Source organism: Sphingomonas sp. NIBR02145, assembly GCF_027359115.1.
Taxonomy (GTDB): domain Bacteria; phylum Pseudomonadota; class Alphaproteobacteria; order Sphingomonadales; family Sphingomonadaceae; genus Sphingomonas; species Sphingomonas kyeonggiensis_A.
Genome location: NZ_CP114791.1, coordinates 2,680,660 through 2,698,141 on the forward strand (window position 1 = coordinate 2,680,660; position 17,482 = coordinate 2,698,141).

At 67.6% G+C, this 17,482-nt stretch carries 16 protein-coding genes; 10 read left to right on the forward strand and 6 right to left on the reverse strand.

Annotated elements, in window-relative coordinates:
• Positions 1–203: 203 nt before the first annotated feature.
• Positions 204–2,756: an HWE histidine kinase domain-containing protein gene (locus tag O3305_RS11810; RefSeq protein WP_269572745.1), complete on the forward strand. Its 2,553-nt coding sequence runs from the start codon at positions 204–206 to the stop codon at positions 2,754–2,756.
• Positions 2,757–2,990: 234 nt separating this feature from the next.
• A complete protein-coding gene (locus O3305_RS11815; RefSeq protein WP_269572746.1) occupies positions 2,991–3,797 on the forward strand; it encodes a hypothetical protein in 807 nt (268 codons plus the stop codon).
• Positions 3,798–3,838: 41 nt separating this feature from the next.
• Here O3305_RS11815 and O3305_RS11820 read toward each other — a convergent pair whose 3' ends face one another.
• Positions 3,839–4,162, reverse strand: a complete 324-nt coding sequence (locus O3305_RS11820) for a winged helix-turn-helix transcriptional regulator (protein WP_269572747.1) — start codon at positions 4,160–4,162, stop codon at positions 3,839–3,841.
• 158 nt (positions 4,163–4,320) lie between these two features.
• Between O3305_RS11820 and O3305_RS11825 the strand changes: the two genes are divergently transcribed.
• Entirely contained in the window at positions 4,321–4,896 is a 576-nt protein-coding gene (locus tag O3305_RS11825; protein ID WP_269572748.1) for an NADPH-dependent FMN reductase, read from the forward strand.
• 73 nt (positions 4,897–4,969) lie between these two features.
• Here the strand turns inward: O3305_RS11825 and O3305_RS11830 are convergent, their stop codons facing one another.
• The gene (locus O3305_RS11830) at positions 4,970–5,362 is read right to left on the reverse strand and encodes a glycine zipper 2TM domain-containing protein (RefSeq protein WP_269572749.1); all 393 of its coding nucleotides are present in this window, start codon (positions 5,360–5,362) and stop codon (positions 4,970–4,972) included.
• 267 nt (positions 5,363–5,629) lie between these two features.
• On the opposite strand from O3305_RS11830, the gene O3305_RS11835 reads away from it, so the two are divergent.
• Complete coding sequence (locus tag O3305_RS11835; protein WP_269572750.1) at positions 5,630–6,493, forward strand: hypothetical protein; 864 nt, start codon at positions 5,630–5,632, stop codon at positions 6,491–6,493.
• A 68-nt stretch (positions 6,494–6,561) separates the two neighbouring features.
• On the opposite strand, the gene dnaJ is transcribed toward O3305_RS11835, so the two are convergent.
• Both dnaJ and dnaK read right to left on the reverse strand, forming a co-directional pair.
• Entirely contained in the window at positions 6,562–7,683 is a 1,122-nt protein-coding gene (dnaJ, locus tag O3305_RS11840; RefSeq protein ID WP_269572751.1) for a molecular chaperone DnaJ, read from the reverse strand.
• A 72-nt stretch (positions 7,684–7,755) separates the two neighbouring features.
• On the reverse strand, positions 7,756–9,666 hold the full coding sequence (gene dnaK, locus O3305_RS11845) for a molecular chaperone DnaK (RefSeq protein WP_269572752.1): 1,911 nt from the start codon (positions 9,664–9,666) through the stop codon (positions 7,756–7,758).
• 161 nt (positions 9,667–9,827) lie between these two features.
• Between dnaK and O3305_RS11850 the strand changes: the two genes are divergently transcribed.
• From O3305_RS11850 to O3305_RS11870, 5 genes are all read left to right on the forward strand, one after another.
• Complete coding sequence (locus O3305_RS11850; RefSeq protein ID WP_269572753.1) at positions 9,828–10,268, forward strand: copper chaperone PCu(A)C; 441 nt, start codon at positions 9,828–9,830, stop codon at positions 10,266–10,268.
• Positions 10,269–10,541: 273 nt separating this feature from the next.
• Positions 10,542–12,269 (forward strand): TadE/TadG family type IV pilus assembly protein, encoded by a 1,728-nt coding sequence (locus tag O3305_RS11855; protein WP_269572754.1) that lies wholly within the window; start codon positions 10,542–10,544, stop codon positions 12,267–12,269.
• Positions 12,266–12,865, forward strand: coding sequence for a TadE/TadG family type IV pilus assembly protein (locus tag O3305_RS11860; RefSeq protein WP_269572755.1), 600 nt, complete (start codon positions 12,266–12,268; stop codon positions 12,863–12,865). Before O3305_RS11855 ends, O3305_RS11860 begins: the two co-directional genes overlap by 4 nt.
• The gene (locus tag O3305_RS11865) at positions 12,862–13,581 is read left to right on the forward strand and encodes a TadE/TadG family type IV pilus assembly protein (protein ID WP_269572756.1); all 720 of its coding nucleotides are present in this window, start codon (positions 12,862–12,864) and stop codon (positions 13,579–13,581) included. The genes O3305_RS11860 and O3305_RS11865 overlap by 4 nt, the downstream gene beginning before the upstream one ends.
• Positions 13,582–13,641: 60 nt before the next feature.
• Positions 13,642–14,178 (forward strand): PH domain-containing protein, encoded by a 537-nt coding sequence (locus O3305_RS11870; RefSeq protein WP_269572757.1) that lies wholly within the window; start codon positions 13,642–13,644, stop codon positions 14,176–14,178.
• A gap of 144 nt (positions 14,179–14,322) precedes the next feature.
• Here the strand turns inward: O3305_RS11870 and O3305_RS11875 are convergent, their stop codons facing one another.
• Both O3305_RS11875 and O3305_RS11880 read right to left on the reverse strand, forming a co-directional pair.
• Entirely contained in the window at positions 14,323–15,000 is a 678-nt protein-coding gene (locus O3305_RS11875) for a CDP-alcohol phosphatidyltransferase family protein (protein WP_269572758.1), read from the reverse strand.
• An 81-nt stretch (positions 15,001–15,081) separates the two neighbouring features.
• A complete protein-coding gene (locus O3305_RS11880; protein ID WP_269572759.1) occupies positions 15,082–16,656 on the reverse strand; it encodes an ABC-F family ATP-binding cassette domain-containing protein in 1,575 nt (524 codons plus the stop codon).
• Between the two features lie 157 nt (positions 16,657–16,813).
• Here O3305_RS11880 and O3305_RS11885 point away from each other — a divergent pair, with 157 nt between their 5' ends.
• Positions 16,814–17,452 carry a hypothetical protein gene (locus O3305_RS11885; RefSeq protein WP_269572760.1) on the forward strand — a complete coding sequence of 213 codons (639 nt, stop codon included), beginning with the start codon at positions 16,814–16,816 and terminating at the stop codon, positions 17,450–17,452.
• The last annotated feature ends 30 nt before the right edge of the window (positions 17,453–17,482 follow it).

The window sequence follows — 17,482 nt, forward strand, 5'->3', positions numbered from 1 at the left end:
GACGCGCCTCCCCCGGCATCTGCCCGCCGGATTTCCCCGCGCCCATCTTGATGCAGATCAGCGCGCCGGGAAGTGGCAGCAACTACGGATGGGTATAGACCGTCTCCTGCGCAGCCCGGCAGCGCCGGAGACCGCAATCGCCGCGGCACCTGCGACCTTTGCGGCCTTCGAGCGTTCAGCGGTCAACTGGAGAAGGGCAGAGATTGGCGACGGACAGTAATTTCGAGGTCGATCTCACCAATTGCGATCGTGAACCCATTCATGAGCTGGGCGCCGTCCAGCCCTTCGGATTCCTGCTCGCGCTCTCGGTCGACTGGCTGATCCGCCGCGTCTCCGCCAACGCCGAGCAATATCTCGGCACGCCTGCCGACGACCTGCTCGGCACGTCCGCGGTCCCGTTGCTTGGCGAGCATGCCGTCCACACGCTGCGCAATCGCCTTGCCATGCTCCGCGGCAATGACGCGGTGGAACGCGTCTTCGGACTGAAGATCGCCAGCGGCCGCAGCTTCGATTTCGCGCTCCACATGATCGGCGACACGATCGTCCTCGAAGGCGAGGAAAGCCGCCACGAGGCCACCACCGATGTCGGCTCGGCGATCCGCGCGATGATGGCCCGGCTCGACGAGACCAGCGATTCGGCGAGCTTCTACCGCGAGGGCGCCCGCCAGGTCCGCGCGCTTACCGGCTTCGACCGCGTCATGGTCTATCGCTTCGATCGCGACGGCTCGGGCGTGGTGGTTGCCGAAGCCGCGCGTGCCGGCATCGGCAGCTTCCTCGACCTGCGCTATCCCGCCAGCGACATCCCGCAACAGGCGCGCAAGCTCTATGTCCGCACGCCCTTCCGCATCATCGCGGACGTCAATGCCGAGCCGGTTCCCGTCCTGCCCCGGCTCGACGAGACCGGGGCGCCGATCGACCTGTCGCTCTCGGTGCTGCGCTCGGTCTCGCCGATCCATATCGAATATCTCAAGAACATGGGCGTCGGCGCCTCGCTGTCGATCTCGATCATCGTCGAGGGCCAGCTCTGGGGCCTTTTCGCCTGCCACCATTATTCGGCCCGCTGCCCCAGCTTCGAGCGCCGCTCGATCGCCGAGCTGTTCGGCCAGATGTTCGCGCTCAAGCTCGAAAGCCGCGAGCGCAAGGAGCTGGCCGCGTACGAGATGGCCGCACGCTTCTCCAGCGACCGGCTGCTCGCCGCGGTCGCGGGCGATTCGACGCTGCTCGACAATCCCGAATGGCTGGGCACGACGATGCGCGAGACGGTGCCGTGCGACGGCGTCGCGATCTGGCTCGACGGCAAGGTCGCCTATTCGGGCATGACCCCGCCGGCCGAGGCGTTCAGCGCGATCACCCGCCGGCTCAACGCGATGGCCGCTGGCAAGATCTTCTCGACCGATCGCCTGGCCGACACGCTGCCGACCGCCTCGGACTATGACGATGTCGCCGCCGGCATGCTGGCGATCCCGATCTCGCGCCGCCCGCGCGACTATGTCCTGCTGTTCCGCCAGGAGAAGATCCGCACGGTCAAATGGGCCGGCGATCCGCACAAGCCCGCCCAGCTCGGCCCCAACGGCCCGCGCCTCACCCCGCGCAAGAGCTTCGAGCTCTGGTCGCAGGAAGTCCGTGGCCGCTCCGAGCCGTTCAGCAACGCCGAGCTGCGCGTGGCGGAGATGCTGCGCGCCTCGCTGATCGAAGTCGTGCTGCGCCTCAGCGACGATGCCCAGGAGGAGCGCCGTCGCTTTTCCGAGCGGCAGGAGCTGCTGATCGCCGAGCTCAACCACCGGGTCCGCAACATCCTCAGCCTGATCCGGGGGCTGGTTCGCCAGTCGCTCGATCCGGAATCGGACAAGCGCGAAACCATCCACCTGCTCGAAGGCCGGATCGAGAGCCTTGCCCGCGCGCACGACCAGATCACCCAGGACAATTGGTCGGCGGCCCCGCTCTCCCGCCTGATCGAGACCGAAGCCGCCGCCTATCTCGGCGGCAAGGCCGGCCGCGTGTCGATCGAGGGACCGGCGGTGATGCTGCACCCCCAGGCCTTCTCCACGCTTGCCCTCGTCTTCCACGAGCTGATGACCAATTCGGCCAAATATGGCGCGCTTTCCGACAACGGCACCGTCAACGTCGTCTGGCAGCTCGATCGCGAGGGCGATCTGGAGATCGAGTGGTTCGAGCGCGGCGGCCCGGCCGTCCAGCCGCCGAAGCGCCAGGGCTTCGGCACCACGATCATCACCCGCTCCATCCCCTATGACCTGGGCGGCCGGGCGGACGTCTGCTATCCGCTCACCGGCCTCGAGGCCAGTTTCTGCGTCCCCGCGCGCCACATCGAGATCGACGGAAACCGCGTGCTCGGCCCCGCGCCCACGCCGCAACCGACTGCCGGCGAGGAGGTCGCCAAGCTGCTCTCCGGCGTGGTGCTGCTGGTCGAGGACAGCCTGATCATCGCGATGGACGCGGAGGATATCCTCACCCGGCTCGGCGCCCGCCGCGTCGTCACCGCCGGCACGCTCGCCCAGGCCCGCGACGAGATCGGCCGCGAGGCGTTCCAGGCCGCGGTGCTCGACGTCAATCTCGGTGCCGAGACCAGCCTGCCCCTCGCCGACGACCTTGCCGCCGCCGGCGTGCCCTTCCTGTTCGCCACCGGCTATGGCGAGCAATTGAAGCTCCCGCCCGAGCATGCCGATGCGCTGGTGACGCAAAAGCCCTACACCCTCGCCAGCATCTCCCGCGCGCTCACCAGCCTGCTTTCAATGTAGGATTTCAACCGATACGACTCGCTGCGTTCGCCAGATCGCAGGGTTGGATCGTATCGATATTCGCATGCGGGTTCCGCAAACCCGCCGTCACCCTGAACTTGTTTCAGGGTCCAATGTGCCTCAGGCGGTATCGCTGGGGGGAGAGTTGGATGCTGAAACAAGTTCAGCATGACGAACGCGTCTGGATGCGTCCGGCCCTTCTTTCGCGCGAAGACTGAGAAGAAGGATCAGGGCATGCCAATCGGCGCATCGGTGGGGAAGAACGGCGTCAACGACCTGGCCGACGTCCTCGTCGTCCAGCACCTGCTCAACGACTGGCTGGGCTTCACCGGCCAGAAGCTGCTGCCGACCACCGGCGAATGCGGCACGCTCACCATCGCGGCGATCATCGGCTATCAGGGCAAGGCTCTCGCCATGCCGGCGCCCGACGGGCTGATCTCCCCCGGCGGCAAGACCTGGCTCGCGCTCGCCGCCGGCCAGGGCACCCGCCCGCCGCTCTCGGGCGCGGACTGGTGGAATGCCAACCAGGCCAGATATCCGAACAGCGCCGCGGTCGCCGACCTCGTCCAGCCCTTCCGCGACAACGTCGCCGCCTTCCTCAAGGCGCTGAAGGACGCCGGCGCCACCGTCGCCATCTCCTCCACCCGCCGCAACGCGACGCGCGCGCACCTGATGCACTATAGCTGGCGCGTGGCGAACGGTTCGGTCGCGCCGAACAAGGTCCCCGCCTTGCCCGGCCTCGCCATCCGATGGGACCATGGCGACCTGGTCAGGTCGAAAGCCGCCGCGCAGCAGATGGTCAAGCTGTTCCAGATCGCCTTCGAGCCCTCGCTCACCTCACGCCATATCGAGGGCCGCGCGATCGACATGACGATCGGCTGGACCGGCACGCTCAAGATCAGGGACAAGGCCGGCAAGACCCGCGAGATCGGCACGCCCCGTGCAGGCGATACCAATACCGATCTCCACAAGCTCGGCGCCGGCTACGGCCTCATCAAGCTGCTCAGCGACCCGCCGCACTGGAGCGACGACGGACGGTAGCCTTCCCAGATCCTCCCCCAGCTTGCTGGGGAGGGGAGGATTTATTCCCCCTCGCCCGCCGCGTCGAACCGCCGCCGCGCCGCTTCCAGCTCGGGCAAATTCGCGGTCACCCATTGCCCCAGCGCGATCACCGGCACCTGCAGCGAGCGCCCGAGCGGAGTCAGCGTATATTCCACGCGCGGCGGGATCGTCGGGAACACTTCGCGCGTCACCAGCCCGTCGCGTTCCAGCCCGCGCAGGGTGAGCGTCAGCATCCGCTGCGATACCCCGTCGATCCCGCGCTGCAGCTCGCTGAACCGCTTGGTCCCGTCGCTCAGCATCATGATCGTCAGGATGCTCCATTTGTCGCCGATCTTGGCGAGCATCGCGCGGACCGGGATGCAGCTCTCATGCCCGCCGCCCGCATGTGCGCCGCTTACATGGATGTGCCTGGGTTCCAGAAATGTGCCTCCTTGTGGCGATGCGACCACCGCATCATTTGATCCTAGGTTACGATTCGTAACCGGAAAGGGTCTCAATTTCCATGCTCAATCTCGCACTCATCATCGGCAGCACCCGCCCCCAGCGCTTCGCGGACGTTCCCGCCCAGTGGATCGCCGCCGGCGCCGCCGAGCGCAGCGACTTCCACCTCGATATCCTCGACCTGCGCGACCAGAAGCTGCCGCTGTTCGAGGAGCCGGTCGCCCCGGCCTGGACGCAGGGCGTCTATTCCAATCCGCTGGCCGAGGAATGGCGCCAGAAGATCGGGAAATATGACGGGTTCATCATCACCGCCGCCGAATACAACCACGGCCCGACCGCGGTCCTCAAGAACGCGCTCGATTCGGCGACCTTCGAATGGCGCCGCAAGCCGGTGGCGTTCGTCGGCTATGGCGGCGTCGGCGGCGCCCGCGCGATCGAGCAGCTGCGCGGCGTCGCGGTCGAGCTGCACATGGCGCCGATCAAGGCCGAGGTGAATATCGGGATGGAGCCGTTCCTCGGCATCCTCCAGCAGGGCAAGACGCTCGACGACTATCCCCATCTCGCCGCCGCGCGCACCACGGTGTTCGACGAGATCGCCTGGTGGGGCAATGCGCTCAAGGCCGCCCGCGCCGCCTGAGCCTTGTCCACAAAGAGAAGGGGCCCGGCGTTTCCACCGGGCCCCTGCCTCCTGCTTGAAGTCCGTCGGGACTTTAGCGGCAGCGACGGCCGCCGCTGTTGTCCTTGTCGATCGCCTGGCCGAGCAGGGCACCGCCCAGCGCGCCGAGCAGGGTACCCGGGGCACGATCGCCGTAGCGGTCGATGCTGCGGCCGACCAGGGCACCGGCGACACCGCCGATCAGCAGGCCGGTGGTACCATCCGAACGGCGGCAATAGTTGCGGCCGTCGCGGCCACGCCAGCTCGGGCCGTTGTAATAGCCGCGGTCGTTATAGCCCCGGTCATAGCCGCGATTGTCGTAGCTGCGCTCGTAGCGGCCGTGATCGCGATAGCCGTCATAGCCACCATAACGCTGCGCGGCAGCCGGGGTGGACAGGGCGGGAAGGGCAACGGCCATGGCCGTAAGGCCCAGAAGCGTCTTGCGCATAATCTCAACTCCTCTTCTGGCCGGTGCCTGAGCACCGGGGATGAGATGGTTCTATGCGAGTCGCGCTGAGGCGATGCTGAACTGGGTTTGCAGCTTACGTTAACGTAACGAGATATGCCCTCACGCCCCGGCAGCATCTTCCCGCGCATTGGTACGATCCGTGTCGTGGCGGCGCTCGCCCTGCCGGCATCCGCCTTGGTCGCGCGCCGCTTGCCGCGGCGGGCTTTCGCTGCCTCGACTGCGCGGTCCTGCTGGGGAGAACGCTCGATGATCGCCAAGTTCGTGCCCGGCATCGCCGGCCTGGTGCTGGCACTGGCCGCGCCGCCCGCCGATGCCCAGGACGATGCCGCCCGCACCGGCCGCTGGGCCGACGGCACGGAATTCCGCTTCCATCGCTATGTCAATTTCTGGCGCCAATCCCCGCCGGGCACCATGCTGGGCGAGACCGATGACGAACGCGCACCGGGCCAGGTGCTGCCGGCCCTGTTGAGCACGGACGGCCGTCCCATCTCCGCCGCCGAGCGCGCGCTGTTCGAGCGCAAGGCACGCGTCGCGCTGGATGCGCTGCTGGCCCAGCCGTCGCTCCGCGATCCGCACGGCTATGCGGTCAGGCCGCGCATCTCGATCGGACGCGACCGGTTCGGCAGGCTCTCCGCCACGCTCAGCATCTTCGCGCCGCGGATCCGGCTGGCCGATCCGCGCACCACCAACGTCGCCGGGCGCTACTTCACCCCGGACGAGGCACCCGAGCTGCGGGTGCGGATCAACCATGGCCAGCAATGGCTCAACGAAATCCCGGTGCGCCGCGGCCGCTACAATGGCGCCCTCACCGGCGAGGCGAAGGGGGAGCCCTTCTTCCATGTCGCCACCAATGGCCGCGATCCGCTCGTCTCGACCTGCTGCGATTACAAGGGCCAGCCCCAGGCCGACTGGAACCCGAATTTCTACGATCCCGCCCGCCCGGGCAGCGAGATCCAGTATGTGTCCGGCATGGTGATCTACGACAACCACCGCCGGGGTGCGCTGTGGGACGGCACCTCCCCGCCCGACGGACCGGTACCGCGCCTGCTCGCCGCGCTGTTCATGACCGACTGGACCGACATCACCCGCCGGATGAACGCCGCGCGATAGGCGCCCAGGAAAAAGCCCCCTCCGCGCGGGGCGAAGGGGGCTGATCTTCCAGCGACTGGAACCGGGCCTCAGCCCAGCGCCGCCTTGAGCTTGGCGAAGAAGCCGGTCGCCTGCGGGCATTCGTCGCCGGTCTCGGTCGAGCGGAATTCCTCGAGCAGTTCGCGCTGCCTGGCAGTCAGCTTGCTCGGCATCTCGACGACGAGCTCGACGACCAGGTCGCCGCGCCCGCGCCCCTGCAGCACCGGCATGCCGGCACCGCGCTGACGCACTTCGCGGCCGCTCTGCGTGCCCGCGGCGATCTTCACGACATGCTTCTCGCCGTCCAGGCCGGGGATGACGATCTCGCCGCCCAGCGCCGCGGTGGTGAAGCTGATCGGCGCATGCGCGAACAGGTTGGTACCCTCGCGGTCGAACAGCCCATGCTTCTTCACATGCAGGAAGATGTAGAGGTCGCCTGCCGGCGCGCCGCGCGCCCCTGCCTCGCCTTCGCCCTGCAGGCGGATCCGCGTGCCTTCGTCCACGCCGGGGGGCACATTGATCTTGAGCGTCTTGGTCTTGTCTGCCCGCCCCTCTCCGCGGCAGTCGCGGCACGGCTCGTCGATGATCTCGCCGGCGCCGTGGCAATGCTGGCAGGCGCGCTCGACCATGAAGAAGCCCTGCTGCGCGCGCACCTTGCCGTGCCCGCCGCAATATTTGCACTGGGTCGCCTTGGTGCCCGGCTTCGCGCCGGTGCCGTCGCAGGTCTCGCAATGGCCGGAGACATCGACGGTGATCTCGGTGGTCGTCCCGTGGAACGCGTCCTCGAGCGTGATCTCCATGTCGTAGCGCAGGTCGGCGCCGCGGCGCTGCTGGCGCGGGCCGCCGCGTCCGCCGCCCATGAACTCGCCGAACACGCTTTCGAAGATGTCGCTGAACGCGCCGAAATCCTGCGGCCCGCCGCCGCCACCGCCGCCCATGCCGTTCTTGAAGGCGGCATGGCCGAAGCGATCATAGGCCGCGCGCTTCTGGGGATCCTTCAGGCAGTCATAGGCTTCGTTGATCGCCTTGAACTTGCCCTCGCTGTCCTTGCAGCCGGCGTTCTTGTCCGGATGATACTTGATCGCGAGCTTGCGATAGGCGGACTTGAGCGTGGCCTCGTCCGCGGTGCGCTCGACTTCGAGCAGCTCGTAGAAATCGACTTCGGTGGTCATTTAAAGCACTGGCCCCCGCCTTCACCCGGCACTCCCGACGCACTGTCGGGAATGCCGGGGAAAGACATGTAGTTACGCCTTGTTGTCGTCCACCTCGGAGAACTCCGCATCGACGACTTCCTCGCCGCCTGCTTCGTTCCCGGCAGCGGCACCGGCCTGGGGCGAAGCCTCGGCCTGCTGCTGCTTCTCGTAGATCGCCTGGCCGAGCTTCATCGCCACCTGGGCGAGGTTCTGGCTCTTGGCCTGCATGTCGTCGGCGTCACCGCCTTCGATCGCTGCCTTGGTCTCGGCCAGCGCGGCCTCGATCTCGGCCTTCAGCCCGCCATCGACCTTGTCGCCATTCTCGGCGAGCTGGCGCTCCGTCGTGTGGACCAGGCTCTCGGCGTTGTTCTTCGCCTCGGCCGCGGCACGGCGCTTCTTGTCCTCTTCGGCGAAGCTCTCGGCGTCGCGGACCATCTGCTCGATGTCGCTGTCCGAAAGACCGCCCGAGGCCTGGATGCGGATCTGCTGCTCCTTGCCGGTACCCTTATCCTTGGCCGACACATTGACCAGGCCGTTGGCGTCGATGTCGAAGGTCACTTCGATCTGCGGCACGCCGCGCGGCGCCGGCGGGATGCCGACCAGGTCGAACTGGCCGAGCAGCTTGTTGTCCGCCGCCATTTCGCGCTCGCCCTGGAAGACGCGGATCGTCACGGCCTGCTGACCATCGTCAGCGGTCGAATAGACCTGGCTCTTCTTGGTCGGGATCGTCGTGTTGCGGTCGATCATGCGGGTGAACACGCCACCCAGCGTCTCGATGCCCAGCGACAGCGGCGTCACGTCGAGCAGCAGCACGTCCTTGACGTCACCCTGCAGGACGCCGGCCTGGATCGCCGCGCCGATGGCGACGACTTCGTCCGGGTTCACGCCGGTGTGCGGCTCCTTGCCGAAGAACTCCTTCACGATCTGGCGGACCTTCGGCATGCGGGTCATGCCGCCGACCAGCACCACTTCGTCGATCGCCGCGCTCTTCACGCCGGCATCGGCCAGCGCCTTGCGGCACGGCTCGAGCGTGCGCTGGATCAGGTCCTCGACGAGGCGCTCCAGCTCGGCGCGGTTGATCGTCTTCACCAGGTGCTTCGGCCCGTTGGCGTCGGCGGTGATGAAGGGCAGGTTCACTTCGGTGGTCTGCGCGCTCGAAAGCTCGATCTTCGCCTTCTCGGCCGCTTCCTTCAGACGCTGGAGAGCCAGCTTGTCCTTGGTCAGGTCGATGCCCTCGGCCTTCTTGAAGTCGTCGGCCAGGAACTGCACCAGCTTGGCGTCGAAGTCCTCGCCGCCCAGGAAGGTGTCGCCGTTGGTCGCCTTCACTTCGAACACGCCGTCGCCGATCTCGAGCACCGAGATGTCGAACGTGCCGCCGCCAAGGTCATAGACCGCGATCGTCTTGCCGTCGTTCTTCTCGAGGCCATAGGCGAGCGCGGCCGCCGTCGGCTCGTTGATGATGCGCAGCACTTCCAGGCCCGCGATCTTGCCGGCGTCCTTGGTCGCCTGGCGCTGCGCGTCGTTGAAATATGCCGGAACCGTGATCACCGCCTGGGTGACGTTCTCGCCGAGATAGGCCTCGGCGGTTTCCTTCATCTTCTGCAGGATGAAAGCGCTGATCTGCGACGGGCTGTAGTCCTCGCCGCCGGCCTGCACCCAGGCGTCTCCGTTGGAGCCGCGCACGATGGTGTAGGGCACCAGCTCGGTGTCCTTCTTGGTCACCGGGTCGTCGAAGCGGCGGCCGATCAGGCGCTTCACCGCGAAAACCGTGTTGTCCGGATTGGTCACTGCCTGGCGCTTGGCCGGCTGACCGATCAGGCGCTCGCCATCCTTGGCGAAGGCGACGATCGAAGGCGTGGTACGCGCGCCTTCCACATTCTCGATTACCTTGGGCTTGCCGCCCTCCATAACTGCGACGCAGCTGTTGGTCGTCCCCAGGTCAATACCGATAACTTTAGCCATGGTCCCTCGTTGGCCCCCAGTAAAATTCAAACACTTGGCCCCCAACGCCCCTGCTAGGAGGCAGCGCGGAGAACCGATCACGTTGCCGGATATAGGTGCGCGCACGCTTGCCGCAAGAAGCAGGGCTTTCTAAGGGCTTTCCCGAAATGGGAGTATGGCGGATGCGGCGGTTTTCAGCGATCGTTACGATGGTGGCACTTTCCGCCTGCGCGCCCAAGGGTGAGCTTTCCGCGAGCAATGGCTGGGTTCGCCTGCCCGCCGTCGCCGGCCAGCCGGGTGCCGCCTATTTCACCGTGCGGGGCGGCGCCACCGCCGACACTCTCCTCGCCGTCTCCTCGCGCGCCGCTTTGAAGGCCGAGCTGCACGAGAGCATGAAGGGCGACCACGGCATGATGGCCATGGAACCGCTCAAGGACGTCGCCGTCCCCGCCGGCGGGAAGCTGGAATTCGCCCCAGGCGGCCGTCACGTCATGCTCTTCTCGATCGGCCCGGCGGTGAAGCCGGGCCAGAAGGTGCCGCTCCAGCTGTCCTTCGCCAGCGGCAAGACGCTGCAGATCGACGCCCAGGTGGTCGGCGCAGGCGATCCCGCGCCGGCAAGCTGAACCCTATCCACGTGCGGCGCACACCCTGGCTCGGCAGTTCCCGGCCCTCGCCGGGGAACTGGATGCGTTGAATGTCGGTACAGCCATCCGGCCCGATTTATGAACGGCAGGACAGGTTAAGCTACTGTAGTTGCACGGATGCGTGTTTCTCCGTAACCCTCCGTAAACCACTTCTCCCCCATTATGGTGGCAAGGCCCAGAAGACTGGGTGACCCGCGTCGGGTTGCGGGTCGGAGTGGTCGCGTGATGGAAGATCGGCAGGCATCGCGGTTCATGACGCGCCTCGCGCGCGACCGTCGCGGCAACACGCTGGCGATGATGGCGGCGATGCTGATCCCGCTGGCCGGCTTCTGCGGCGTCGCGATCGACACCGCCCGCCTCTATGTCGTCAAGACCCGCCTCCAGCAGGCCTGCGACGCCGGCGTGCTCGCCGGGCGCAAGTTCATGACCGACACCTCGCTCAGCAACACCAATCTCGATTCGACCGCGTCGGCCCAGGCGCAGACCTTCTTCGCCAACAATTTCCGCACCGGCTGGTTCAAGACCGCCACCGCCACCTTCACGCCGACCAAGACCTCGAACGCCCAGGTCGCCGGCACCGCCCAGTCGACCGTGCCGATGACGATCATGTCGATCTTCGGCATGACCAGCCAGACCATCACCGTCACCTGCGAGGCGAGCTACGACATCGCCGATACCGACGTGATCTTCGTGCTCGACACCACCGGCTCGATGGCCTGCCTGCCGCAGGACGACGACACCACCTGCAACGCCTATGTCGGCGCGGCGGGCACGACCAGCTACAGCCGCCCGGCCGACGGCACCGCCAGCGGCAATGACAGCGTCGCCGGCTATCCGGGCAGTACCGCCTATTACGTCCCCGAGAAGAGCGGCTCGCGCATCGCGGCGCTGCGGTCGGCGGTGCTCAGCTTCTACGACACCATGGCCTCGGCGGCGGACCCGTCCACCCATATCCGCTACGGCTTCGTCACCTACACTTCGACGGTGAACGCCGGCAAGGCGATCACCGCGCTGTCACCCGCCTATATGGTCGGCGGCACCGGCAGCGCGAACACCCAGTGGAACTATGAATCGCGCTACCAGACCGGCACCTATTACGGCACGCCGACCTGGCGCTATCAGCAGCTCGATTTCGACGTGCGCAGCTTCGTTTCCGGCACGACCGTCACCGATCCCAGCAAGACCACCGGCGCCACCAGTCGCTGGACCGGATGCATCGAGGAACGCAACACCACCGCCGGCACGATGAGCTTCAATCAGGCGTCACTGCCGCCGGATCTCGATCCCGACCTGGCGCCCAATTCGAACATCGACACCCAGTGGAAGCCGATGTGGCCGGAGCTGTTCTACGCCCGCAACAACTACAGCAGCACCGGCAGTTCGACTTCGACCGGTGACAATTCGAGCAACCCGAATATCGGCAGCACTCCCTATTACCAGGCGGGCTATGTCTCGTGCGGCAAGCCGGTCGCGCGGCTCGACACCATGTCGCGCACCGATGTGTCGAACTACGTCAACGCCACCGATTTCCGCCCGATCGGCGGCACCTATCACGATACCGGCATGATCTGGGGCACGCGCCTGCTCTCGCCGACCGGCCTGTTCAAGGCGGACACCGCCGCCTGGCCCGGCCGCCAGGCGCCCAACCGGGTGATCGTGTTCCTCACCGATGGCGACATGTCGCCGAACACCGGCGTCTACGGCATGTACGGCAATGAATATTATGATCGCCGGGTCAGCGGTGGCGATTTCACCAATCTCAAGGCCTATCACAACGCCCGCTTCCTGGCGGAATGCAGTGCGGCCAAGGCGCGCAACATCCAGGTGTGGACCGTCACGATCGATTCCTCGGCGACCACCGAGATGAAGTCCTGCGCCACCACCACCAGCCAGGCGCTCGCCACCACCTCGGGCACCGGCCTGTCCACTGCCTTTGCTGCCATCGCCAAGCAGGTGGCGATGCTCCGCGTGTCGCAGTGACGCGTATCCGCCGGCTCCTGCCGCGGCTCGCCCGCGATGTCCGCGGCGTGACGGTGGTCGAGTTCGCCTTCGTGCTGCCGGTCATGCTCGTGCTGATGATGGGCATGTGCGAGCTAGGCTATCAGGCCTATGTCCAGTCGGTGGTCACCGGCGCGGTGCAGAAGGCCGGGCGCGACAGCGGCATCCAGGGCGCCACCGCCGCCACGATCGATGCGCGCGTGCTCTCGCAGATCAAGTCGGCGGCCCCCAGCGCGGCCTATGCCACCGGCTATCCGACCCGGAAAAGCTATACCAACTTCAGCGCGATCGCGCCCGAGCCGTTCGTCGATACCAACGGCAACGGCACGCGCGAGACCGGCGAGTGCTACACCGATGTCAACGGCAACGGCCAATGGGACGCCGATGCCGGCCGCACCGGCCAGGGCGGCGCCAACGACGTGACCGTATTCACCGCCCAGATCACCTATAACCGGCTGTTCCCGGTGGTGAAGCTGCTCGGCTGGTCGGGCAGCGCAACGCTCAGCGCCACCACCACGCTGATGAACCAGCCCTACGCCACCCAGAACATCCCCTCGCCCGCGACGATCTGCACATGAAACTCCGCCTCCCCCTTCCCGCGCTGCTCCGCCGGCTCGCGCCCGCCACCCGAGGCGTGGCGATGCTCGAATTCGCGCTGGCGCTGCCGGTGGTGCTCGTGCTCGGCTGCTACGGCGTCGAGACCGCGAACCTCGCCATCGCCAATCTGCGCGTCAGCCAGCTCGCCTCGAACCTCGCCGACAATGGCTCGCGCATGGGGCTGATGAGCAGCACCAGCTCGGTCGTCCAGCTGCGCGAGCTCGATCTCAACAACGCGCTCCAGGCCGCGCGCCTGCAGGGCGACTCGCTCGACATCGGCAACAATGGCCGGGTGATCCTGTCGAGTCTCGAATATATCCAGCAGAGCTACGACACCGCCCCGGTGATGCGCATCCACTGGCAGCGCTGCTTCGGCAAGAAGAGCGGCACCAACTATGATTCGAGCTACGGCACGACCAGCGCCGCGGCGGGCACCGATGCGACCAAGGCCAATGCCGGCACCACCGTCACCGGCATGGGCGATCCCGGCGCCGTCGTCACCGCGCCCAGCGGCTCGGGGCTGATCTTCGTCGAAGTGAACTATGATTATCAGCGGCTGTTCGGCTCCACCTTCATGGGCCCGGCCCGCCTCCACTACGTCGCCTCGTTCATCGTGCGCGACCGCCGCGACTTCGCCCAGCTCTACAACCCTGCGCCCGCCGCCACCCGCTCGACCTGCGACAAATATACGACGTGAGTTGCCGCGGCGGCGATCCGCGCTATCCTCCCTGCCCAACCCGCAGGGAGGCCCGTCTACATGCCGCAAGTCCTGGATCGTTTCCGCTCCTCCACGCTCGGCTGGCTGATCGGCACCGTCGCCGGCTGGGGCACCTGCTTCCTGTTCCTGCTCGGGCTGGCCGGCACTTTCTACTTCCTGGCGCAGGGCACCCTGGTCGGCGCCGCTTGGGTCGCGCCGCTGCTGCTCGCCGTCGCGATCGTCGTGCTGATCCTCAAATGGTTCGAGAATCTGGGCATCGCCTATGAGGTCACCGAGGACCGGCTGATCCTGCACAAGGGCATCGTCCAGAAGTCGATCGACGAGATCGAGCTCTACCGGGTCAAGGACGTCCGCATCGACTTCTCGATCATCAACCAGCTGGCCGACATCGGCACGATCAGCATCGCCTCGTCCGACGAGACCACGCGCGACGCGCCGCTGGTGATCCGCGACGTGGCCCAGGCCCGCGCCCGCCGCGAGAAGCTTCGCGAGCTGGTCAACACCGCGCGGCGCAACCGCGGCGTCCGCGAGATCGACATGGTGCACGAGGATCTCGGCGAACCGCCCTTGAGCTGACACGTATCGGCCTGCCATCCTCTTCATGCCGAACTTGTTTCAGCATCCAACTCTCCACGAGCCATGTCGCCGGTGGGACGTTGGACCCTGAAACAAGTTCAGGGTGACAGGTTGTGGGATGGCCTCGCCACCCTCACGCAGCCCTCACCGCTTCTCCAGCACCGCCAGCCGCCGCCCGATGATCGCGGTCTGCACCACGAACAGCGTGATCAGGATCGCCGCGATCGCGCCAACGAAGGTGTCGAACGCCGGCACCGGGCCGATATGGTCGCGGCCGGGCCCGACGATCAGCATCGCCACGGTCATCGCGATCAGCATCAGCCGCAGCTCGGTCGGCCCGGCGGCGACATAGGACAGCCGCAGCTCGCCGGTCACCCGCGCCGACAGGAAGGCGTGCACCGACATCAGCAGGTACCCCGCCAGCGCGATCATCGCGATGTCCATCGTCACGAAGGGCGACAGGCCGATGCCCGCCACGATCATCAGATTGGCCAGCCCGTCGCAGCTATGGTCGATGAAATAGCCATAGGAGGGCCGCTCGATCTTGCGGAACCGCGCCAGGCTGCCGTCCATCGAGTCCCCGAACCACTGCACCGCATAGCCGGCCAGCGACAGCAGCAGCCACAGCGAGGAGAGGTTGCTCGCGACATAGCCCAGGAACACCAGGAACGCGCCGACCATGCCCAGGGCGGTCAGCCGGTCGGGGGTGACCGAGGGCGGCATCTTCGAGCAGAGCCAGATCAGCAACCGGCGCTCGTGCCGTGCCAGCCAGTTTTCCTGAATCCGCGTCAGCGCGGCGCCGTTACCCGAGGGAGTCGTCATGGGGCGCTATGGGGCATGCCCTGCCCTCCGGCAATCGAATAGTCGTAACAGAAGCGTCACATGTCCCGAATGGAGAGCGGTTCACCGCGCCACCGCGATCTCCCGCTCGACGCCGATCGCTTCCAGGAACGCGCGGTCATGGCTCACCACCAGCAGCGCCCCGTCATAGCCCGCCAGCGCCGCCTCCAATATCTCCACCGATTCCATGTCGAGATGGTTGGTCGGCTCGTCGAGCAGCAGCAATTGCGGCACCACCTCGCCGCCCAGCACACAGGCCAGCCCCGCGCGCAGCCGCTCGCCGCCGCTGAGTTCCCCGGCCGGCTTCAGCGCATCCCGGTTGCGGAACGCGAAGCGCGCGCAGGCCGCATGGGCCTCGCGCTCGGTGGCGTCGGGATGCAGCCGCCGGAAATTGTCGAGCACGCTCGCGCCATCCTCCAGCAGCGCGACATGCTGGTCGAGCATCGCCACCCGCCCCTCGGCGCGCACCACCGTGCCGCCCGTCGGCGCCAGCACGCCAGCCGCGATCCGGAGCAGGCTGGTCTTGCCCGCGCCATTGGGCCCGGTCACCGCCACCCGCTCGGGCCCGATGATCTCGAAGCGCCACGGCCCGAACCGCCGCGCGCCGCGCGCCAGCACGACATCCTCGAACGCCAGCAACCGCCGGTTCGCCGGCAGCCCGGTCGCCGGCAGCGCGATCACCAGCGGCGTCACCACCTCGACCCCGGCCCGCGCCGCCGCCAGCCTTTCCCCGGCCTCGCCGACGAGCCGCTCGCCCACCCCGGCGCCGCGCCCGGCCGAATTCTCCGCCCGCTCCTTCTGCCGCCCCAGCAGGATCTTCGGTGCCGATCCGCTGGCGGCATAGGCCCGGCCCGCGCGATCCCGCCGCGCCTGCCGCTCGCGCGCCTGCTGCGCCCCCGCCTCGGCCCCGCGCAGCGCGTCGCCCGCGCGCTCCAGCTCCGCCGCCGCCCGGCCGCGCTCGGCCTCCCGTGCTTCGGCAAAGCCCGACCAGCCGCCGCCGAACACCCGCGCGCCCAGCGGCGTCAGCTCGACGATCCGGTCCATCGCCTCGAGCAGCGCGCGGTCGTGGCTCGCCACCAGCACCCCGCCGCGCCAGCCCTCGACCAGCGCCATCACCGCCGCCCGCCCCTCGGCATCGAGATTGTTGGTCGGCTCGTCGAGCAGCAGAAGGTCGGGCGCATCGAGCCGCAGCCGCGCGATCCCCACCCGCGTCCGCTCGCCGCCGGACAGCGTCGCCACCCGCCGGTCGAGCGCCATCGCGCCCAGCCCCGCGCCGGCCAGCGCCGCCTCGACACGCTCTTCCAGCGTCCAGTCCGCCTCGGAAAGGTCCGCCTCGCTGCCCTCGCCCGCCAGCACCCGGCCCAGCCGTGCCAGCCCCCCGCGCGCGCCCAGCACTTCGTCCAGGCGCCAGTCGTCTGGCCATGCCTGGCGCAGCACCCCGACGCTGCCGGCACGCACCACGCTGCCGCCCGCGGGCGCGATCTCGCCCGCGACGATGCGCAGCAGGGTGGACTTGCCGCTGCCGTTGCGCCCGACCAGCCCGGTGCGTTCCCGCCCCAGCGCCAGCGTCAGATTGTCGAAGAGCCGGCTGCCCTCAGGCGTTGCGGCGGAAAGCGAATCCAGGGTTACGAAGGACATGGGGCACCTGCAGACAGGACGAGACGATCGGGCGAACGATGGTCATTTCCTGGCGCATGATGGGTACTCCGTTGGACTGCGAGTGCGCTATCTGGCGCGCGGGGCGATCGATGACAAGCCCGGACCCGCACGCTAGCCTGCCCCCAGGAGGGGCCAGGTGACGACATTGCAAGACGAGGTGCGCCGCCGGAAGCGTAACACCCGGCTGAACCTGATCGCCTTTTCGCTCCTGTGCTTCTTCGGCCTCGGCGCGATCCTGCTCCGAGGCACCGCCACCAGCGATACCCTTGCCTCCGATCCGCAGGTCAGCATCCTCGGCCCCGCCGCGCTCGGACTGCTGTGCTGGCTGCTCAGCTTGCTCGTGCTGCTCGGTATCAGGCCGCGGAGCTGGAAGACCCTGGTGGCAGCCTTCTTCCTCTCGCTGTTGACCGGCCTGGGGGCGACGGCCTGCACGATTCTCGTCCTCGAACGGCTCCAGGAACGCGCCGAGTTCGGCCACGGTCCGCTGCGCCAGAAACAGGCCGATCTCGCGATCGCGGAGGCGGTGTACTTCCGCGGCAAGTCCGGCCGCTACGAGATCACGCTCCGCGACTATTCCAGGAGCTTCACCGTCGACGAAGCCGACTATGCCGCCGCCTTTGGCGAAGCGGAGCACGTCCGCCCGCGCGGCCGTTGCGCCCGCGTCACCCTGCAGAAATCCGCCCATGCCCTGCGGATCATCGGCCTTGAGCGCGGCGCCCTCCCGCGCGGCACCCTGGTCCGCTGCCGGCCCGACACGCCTGCGCCAAGCTGGTGACAAGCCGCCGGCCACCCGCCATCTAGGGCG